A 6,274-nucleotide genomic window follows, 5' to 3' on the forward strand; every position below is an offset into this window, starting at 1 on the left:
TTTGGTGTCAAACAAGGCATAAGACACCAAGAAGATACCAAAGCCAACAAAGGCGAATAATATCACCAGCCGTCTAATTGGCAGACGTGATTTGGCGGTGTTGATGTTGGTGGACTTATACAGTTTAAAGATGTGTTGTGATGGCGTGAATGAGAAAGAGTCCTCAGCGGTGAGCTTAACCGTTCTGGCGTTGGGATTGGATTTAAATTCGCCGTACTGATAGATTTTGGTTTGGAAACCATAAGGCACAGTAGCATGATAATGGGTGTACACCAAGTCTTTAATCAGTACATGCAAATTGCCTGCTGACTGAGTAATCAGATAAAAATCAAAGCCACGATGACGATGGACGGACAGCTCGGTAATAATGGGATTGGAGCGGTCTTTAATGTCAGAGTAAGGGTGGACGAGCTGAACTTCATCAATGACAATCAATGAGCCATCAGGGCAATCACGCCAATCAGGGAGCAAGAAGCGGACATAATCAATCTTTAAGGCTTCAATATTGGTGTAGATGGTGCGTACTGGTAAGATGGCAGACAAACCCAAATCACCATGCTTATCATGGATACGCCCTATCATTTTATTAAAGCGAGCTGAACGCTTAAAGTAGTCATCAGGGCGAAGAAAGTCATAATCGCCCACCCCAAGCATGTGATAATAATCGTCTGGCAGTACGATAATCTCTTGACGGTAAGTGTCGCCAGAGCCTTGCTCATCAACATAATACGCCAGTTCACTTAATAGGTCATGTTTGGTTAAAATGTCAAGGTTTTTTTGGTAGATGGTAGGATTTTTGGCGATATTGACCTTGTTGTCAATCTCTATCTTATCTAATATGGACACCACATAGGCGGTCTTTTTAGCACCCGTTGTACCTGTTACCAAATAAATCATATCGCCCCCTATTCTAAGCGTTTTAAGGTCAAAGATGAGCCATGTAGCACGCTTTTGGTAACGATTGCCCCAAGCACACAGCTGACATAATAATCCAAAAAGGCAATGTCTGCCAAAGCTAAGGCTAAGGGGGGAAGCTGGGTAACGCTGTCTTTCATGTTGTCAATGAACTTATCTAAGACAATCATTGTGCCCCCTGCTGTGCCAAGTGTCAGCCCTGCCCCCATTAAGGCTTTTTTAATGAAGCCTGCGGTAAAGGCTTCTAATACGTCATTTAAGCTATCAAATCTCACGAGAACCACCCCCTAAAATATAAATGGCATGAAGCGGACCAACAAAGAGCATGATGGGAGCAACCCACGTATCTAAGAAGTTACACAGCTTGGGCGTGTCTAACAAGGTAATGCTGACATCTTTACTGCCAATAAAACCGAAATCTATGACAAATTCAAGCACATAAGGGGCAGGACAAGTGCCAACAAAGTTAATGTTGGTGTCTTTATTTTTTGGGGTGTCTGGCTCGTCTATGTCTAATTTGGTGTCTTGTGGTGGGTCATCATCTGTTTGTGTCCAGTTAATAAATTGGCAGATTTTTTTATGAAACTTAGAGCTGTCGCAATCTATGTCATCGGTTTTATCGCCTTTGGGCGTTGGGTCTGTGTCTTCATCATCTTTGGGCTGTTCGGCTTCGGCTTCAAAGTCAAGCTCTAACTGTTTTTTGGCTTTATCGCAGGATTTTATTTTGTTGTTTTCAACTTCACAATTTGCCTTGTTAATCTTGTCAATGTCGTATTTGCTCTTGTTTTTCATGACTTCATCGCCAAACTCGGCGGTCAGCTCATCGCAAGCATGAGCTGAGCAGTATTGCTCTATGTTGATGGTGTCGCCATAGTTGTTGATGATGTAATCAGGGTCATTGTCTTTGGCGTACTGGATAATTTTTTGAGTATGTTGGGATATGGCTTGGCTTTTATCTGTACAATTAAAAGAAGCACCCGCATTGCCATTATATTTGTTCGTGCCACCATACACCAGACACATGCCATTGGTGGCTTTATAGCGGTCTGCAAAAACATAACCTTGACGGTTGTGTGAATTGGCTTTTTTAAAAAAATAAGCACATAAATCATCGGCAGAAGCAAACTGTTTGCCGTCATAATGACATACTTGGTTTGTCTCATCATCAAAGAACCATTCAGCAACATCACCAATGGCGTCTTTGCATTTTTGTTTGTTTTTTTTACAGTAGTCAATGGCAAAAGGCACACCCAAGCTCACTGCCACACCTGCTAAGGTTTTTTTATTGGCGACCTTAATAACCGCACCCCCTGCCGTTCTCACCAATGCCCCAGTAATTGCAGGCACAAAGACAATGGCATGAACATAAGCAGGCATCACCACCAACACCAACGAAAAGACAAAGACCGCAAAACGCATGACTATCCCCCAAGCCAAACATAAATCAGATAAACACACAAACCCAATAAAAAACCAATCAAATAATCTTTCATAATCTACTTAAACGTACCAGCCACATATATCAAGGCAATGATGATGATGGCATAAGGTAAAAACTGTAATAAATTTAACAACATAACAATCTACCAAATAAAAACAGCCCCCGAAGAGACTGTTTTTGCGTGTTCGGTTACGCCTTTCTGATACCGCCTTTGAGTAGCGAATAACCCTTAAATGAGCCAGTGATGGTAATACCAACACCAAACACGCCCATTGCTGCTTTACCAGCGTTTTTAATGCTGTCAAGGGCTTCATCAGACAACGAAGCGAAATTGACTTCACTGGTAACACCGCCAGCGGCTAAGGCTTCGGGCATGGTTACTGTGCCAACCACTGCCAGCAAGGTGGCAACGGTTTTTTTATTGGTGGCAAACTCTTTGCACACCGCTTTGTAGTAGCCGAATTTTTGTTTTAGGGGGCTAACCTGTGGATTGTGAGTGTTCATAGAACATTTCCTATGCTGTTTTAATTGCTTTGGTGATGAGCAAATAGCCAACCACACAAGCAAAAAACAAGACTAATACACCGCCCAACTGACTAATTTGACTCTGCGAAAGTACATTATCCTGCTGGGCGACCCAATTTTTACATGACTGGTAACCGTCAGGGAGCTTTTGAAGCTCCGTACAAACATAGTGGGTCATGTAAAATACTAAGCCTTAACCGGCTTTTTAACTTGTACATCATGAATGATGGTTTTTTGGCGTTTGCCTGTGGTAACCAATTCAAAATCCACCAACACATCAACAGGCAATGCCAAGTTTTCAAAATGTTTGTAGTTGGTATGGTCGCCCCATACATATTCCACCGTACACTTGCCATTACCATCAGACAAGGTTAGTTCTAAAAAAATCTTGCATTGGTCAAAAACCTTGCCTTCAATGGTTTCATTAAAAGGCTTAGCACCTGTTAAAACAAAATCAGATTTCATACGCATAAAATAAGCTCCTTAGGCTACTTTGTTGATTGGGAAATAACGTTTAAATTCATTTAAATACTGGGTGGCTGGGGTCTGATACCAAGATGGATTAGGGGCAGACAGGTTGGCATCTAGGTTTAATATTCTTAAAACAGGAAGCTCTTTGTTGTCTTTGGTTAGGTTTTGTAGGTAGGAGCGGGAAAAGCCACAAGCGATTAAATCACTAACTTTTCTGCTAAAAGTAGCTTTGTGCGTATCTGCTTTGACTTCATAATAGCCATTTTCTTTAATGTCCAAATAGAAGCGGTAGGCATTTAACGCTCGGGTTTGTGATTTTTTGCCTGTGGGTGTAACGGTGGTTAATTTGTCAATAAGAAGCTGTTTGACTTTGGCGTCATTATAAGTTGTCATATCCATACCTTGTAACGCATTAAAAAAATCTTTGGTCTTAATAAAAAATAATTCTTGATAAATGTGCTGATTGAATAACTGAAATTCTAGAAATTGCCAAAGGTTTAGGGGATAATCTTGACGGCGTATCATTTCACGAGCGATTTTACATTCCACACGTACAGAGCGTTTGGCGTATTCTCTTAGGTCATTATGTAAGATATTAAGCCTTGCTAGGGCATGTAGGTTGCCTTTTCTTGCTTTTTTCTCTAAGGGGTAAATCTCCTTGTTAAATAATTCAATGCCTTTGCAATACACCTTAAATCCCCCTACCTTGCTGTCTTTGGCACCAAAATAGACGGTATTTAGGGTGTCGGCGAAATCGCCTTCTTGGTTAAAGTTTAAATTTTTAAGTCTGCCCCAGTCCACATTGCGAATATATTCGCGCACCTTTTGGGCGACAAATAAATTCGCTACCTGCATCGGTAGCGTTACATCAAAACGGCTGATTTGGGCATTGGCAAAGTCTAAGTATTTAATAAATTCTGGGGCAAATTCGCTAAAATACCCAAGTATCTCACAAACACCGACTATCATGTCGGTATTACCGCACACATTATGTCCTTGCAATATCTTGGCAATGGAAGCATTAAGATAGACATAAGGCAAACTATTTTGTGCTTGGTGGTAAAACTTAAAAGCAATGCCTGTATGTGATGTGGGAATGCTTTCAAAGGGGTGATATTTTTCAAAGGCAATCTCTGTACCATCACGTTTGATGATATGACGGCTTGAAGCAACCAAGCCGTAATCATTGACATCACCAATCAGCTCCCATTTGGTCTTAGAACCATCAACAAGCCTAGCATAGGTTTTAAATACTGGAATGGTGATTGCCACCGTATCAATCATCAGCATGGCAAGCCTACTTGTACTTGTACCAATCGGCAGAATACGCATCAGGTAACTGCTCGTTAAGTTTGCGTTGTAGGCTGATAAGATTGGGGTTATCCATCAGGTGCGGTGGTAGCTGAATGCGATAGGCTCTTAGGGCATGAGCAAGGGTTTGGATTTCGCTACGGTCTAGTTTGATGGTGAATTTGTTCTTTTTACGAGCCATGTTTGCCCCCTTTGTCTTGGTTTTGTTCGGTTCTGAGCTGTTCTTTAATCTGCTGTCTAAGTTCGTCTCTGTAATTCTCACGCTCAATCACACAAACGATGTAAGCCAAAAGCAGGACTAGGAAAAAAACAACAGAATGCTCAACAAAAAACTGCCATATTGGCTGACCTACATCATTAATGACATTCATAGGTTGCCCCTTAGTGTTCTGGGCACATCAGGGGCGTAATTAATATAAAAATCCATAAACTCTTGATAATCAGATGGTTCAATGCAGGCACTGCCAAGCTGATATACGCTGTAATGAATGCCTGTGTCATCTGCACGATGAATAATGATGTCTTGGTCTTGGGATAAGACGGCAACCAGTTGGTCTTGTAGGGGTAGTTGCATGGTGGAAGCTCCCAGAAAGCTAAATATTTTGGAAAATTTTATAACAGTAAACCGAATTATAATTCCATAAATGGAATTATGCAATACATAAGAAAGAATTTTTTAAGTAAAATATGTAAAAAGTTAAAAAAGGTCAAAAAATGACTGTTGGCAGTAATATTCTAAAACGTTGCAAAGAGCTTAATTTAACAGTCAAAGAACTGTCTATTTTGTCAGGTGTGCCAAACACAACACTTCATAATATCGTAAGTGATAAATCGGTACCCAGAGTAGATAGTATTAAAAAAATTGCTGTGGCACTGCACACCACATCAGATAAGTTAATTTTTGATGAAAGCGATATAAATGCAAATGATGAGCTAAGAATTTTATTTATGGAAATTGCCAAGATGACAGAAAAAGAGCAAGACAACATTAAAGAAATGATAAGAGCAATGATAATTCAAGCAAAGACAAGAGAGCTAGTCTTTAAAAACGACATCATCAAGACTAAAATATAATGTAAAATTAGGTAACTAATGTTACTAAGACAGTTACAAAAGCCCTAAAAGTCTCAAATTTGAGACGCCATTACACCACCACATACGGTGGATATGACCCCGTCGCGTCGGCTCGCTCTTCGGAGCTCATCGCTCCCTAGCTCGGGGTATTTTTGATGGTGCATTGGTAGTATGTGCTTCTACCCAACGTCAGTTTTGGTGATGCAGACCCAAATAATTAACAATGGCGGTTGGTCTTGGGGCTTGGGTGGCTGGGTGGCACTTGGACAGATGGTGTGTGGCGGTGCGTTTGGGATTGATTAACAGTGGTGGGCTTCGCCCCCACACCCCCACAAGGGGGGATAATCCCCCCTTGACCCCTTAGGCACACATAACTTGTAATTACATAATAATTACACAAGAATAACAAACACACATCTATACTTCGCATAATGCAGATTATGACCTGTCGGCAAGCCGACATAAAAAACCGCTGTGTCCAAGATAGGATAACACAGCGGTTTTTTGCATAATCTCGCTCACATTATGCGAAGTATT

The 6,274-nt window shown here is 41.0% G+C and carries 10 protein-coding genes; 1 reads left to right on the forward strand and 9 read right to left on the reverse strand.

Annotation, left to right across the window (positions count from 1 at the left end; genetic code table 11):
• The 9 genes from CEW93_RS10440 to CEW93_RS10480 form a co-directional block, all read right to left on the reverse strand.
• On the reverse strand, positions 1 to 897 hold an 897-nt coding region (locus tag CEW93_RS10440), incomplete at its 3' end, for a zonular occludens toxin domain-containing protein (protein WP_146416666.1).
• A gap of 8 nt (positions 898 to 905) precedes the next feature.
• The gene (locus CEW93_RS10445) at positions 906 to 1,190 is read right to left on the reverse strand and encodes a DUF2523 family protein (protein WP_089540915.1); all 285 of its coding nucleotides are present in this window, start codon (positions 1,188 to 1,190) and stop codon (positions 906 to 908) included.
• Complete coding sequence (locus CEW93_RS10450) at positions 1,180 to 2,334, reverse strand: hypothetical protein (protein WP_089540913.1); 1,155 nt, start codon at positions 2,332 to 2,334, stop codon at positions 1,180 to 1,182. The genes CEW93_RS10445 and CEW93_RS10450 overlap by 11 nt, the downstream gene beginning before the upstream one ends.
• Before the next feature lie 211 nt (positions 2,335 to 2,545).
• Positions 2,546 to 2,860, reverse strand: a complete 315-nt coding sequence (locus CEW93_RS10455; RefSeq protein ID WP_089540911.1) for a hypothetical protein — start codon at positions 2,858 to 2,860, stop codon at positions 2,546 to 2,548.
• 207 nt (positions 2,861 to 3,067) lie between these two features.
• A complete protein-coding gene (locus tag CEW93_RS10460; RefSeq protein WP_089540907.1) occupies positions 3,068 to 3,352 on the reverse strand; it encodes a hypothetical protein in 285 nt (94 codons plus the stop codon).
• A 12-nt stretch (positions 3,353 to 3,364) separates the two neighbouring features.
• Positions 3,365 to 4,684, reverse strand: coding sequence for a phage/plasmid replication protein, II/X family (locus CEW93_RS10465; protein WP_089540905.1), 1,320 nt, complete (start codon positions 4,682 to 4,684; stop codon positions 3,365 to 3,367).
• Entirely contained in the window at positions 4,650 to 4,844 is a 195-nt protein-coding gene (locus tag CEW93_RS10470; protein ID WP_089540903.1) for a hypothetical protein, read from the reverse strand. Before CEW93_RS10470 ends, CEW93_RS10465 begins: the two co-directional genes overlap by 35 nt.
• Positions 4,834 to 5,034 (reverse strand): hypothetical protein, encoded by a 201-nt coding sequence (locus CEW93_RS10475; RefSeq protein ID WP_089540901.1) that lies wholly within the window; start codon positions 5,032 to 5,034, stop codon positions 4,834 to 4,836. The genes CEW93_RS10470 and CEW93_RS10475 overlap by 11 nt, the downstream gene beginning before the upstream one ends.
• Positions 5,031 to 5,237, reverse strand: a complete 207-nt coding sequence (locus CEW93_RS10480; RefSeq protein ID WP_089540899.1) for a hypothetical protein — start codon at positions 5,235 to 5,237, stop codon at positions 5,031 to 5,033. Before CEW93_RS10480 ends, CEW93_RS10475 begins: the two co-directional genes overlap by 4 nt.
• Positions 5,238 to 5,377: 140 nt before the next feature.
• Here CEW93_RS10480 and CEW93_RS10485 point away from each other — a divergent pair, with 140 nt between their 5' ends.
• Positions 5,378 to 5,737 (forward strand): helix-turn-helix domain-containing protein, encoded by a 360-nt coding sequence (locus CEW93_RS10485; protein WP_089540898.1) that lies wholly within the window; start codon positions 5,378 to 5,380, stop codon positions 5,735 to 5,737.
• Positions 5,738 to 6,274 lie beyond the last annotated feature (537 nt).

Source organism: Moraxella sp. VT-16-12, assembly GCF_002224245.2.
Taxonomy (GTDB): Bacteria; Pseudomonadota; Gammaproteobacteria; order Pseudomonadales; family Moraxellaceae; genus Moraxella.

Excerpts from the sequence above, each read along its gene's own strand:
- CEW93_RS10470 (WP_089540903.1), bottom strand. The coding sequence starts at position 4,844 with ATGGCTCGTAAAAAGAACAAATTCACCATCAAACTAGACCGTAGCGAA.
- CEW93_RS10465 (WP_089540905.1), bottom strand. The coding sequence starts at position 4,684 with ATGCGTATTCTGCCGATTGGTACAAGTACAAGTAGGCTTGCCATGCTG.
- CEW93_RS10485 (WP_089540898.1), top strand. The coding sequence starts at position 5,378 with ATGACTGTTGGCAGTAATATTCTAAAACGTTGCAAAGAGCTTAATTTA.
- CEW93_RS10455 (WP_089540911.1), bottom strand. The coding sequence starts at position 2,860 with ATGAACACTCACAATCCACAGGTTAGCCCCCTAAAACAAAAATTCGGC.
- CEW93_RS10475 (WP_089540901.1), bottom strand. The coding sequence starts at position 5,034 with ATGAATGTCATTAATGATGTAGGTCAGCCAATATGGCAGTTTTTTGTT.
- CEW93_RS10480 (WP_089540899.1), bottom strand. The coding sequence starts at position 5,237 with ATGCAACTACCCCTACAAGACCAACTGGTTGCCGTCTTATCCCAAGAC.
- CEW93_RS10460 (WP_089540907.1), bottom strand. The coding sequence starts at position 3,352 with ATGCGTATGAAATCTGATTTTGTTTTAACAGGTGCTAAGCCTTTTAAT.
- CEW93_RS10450 (WP_089540913.1), bottom strand. The coding sequence starts at position 2,334 with ATGCGTTTTGCGGTCTTTGTCTTTTCGTTGGTGTTGGTGGTGATGCCT.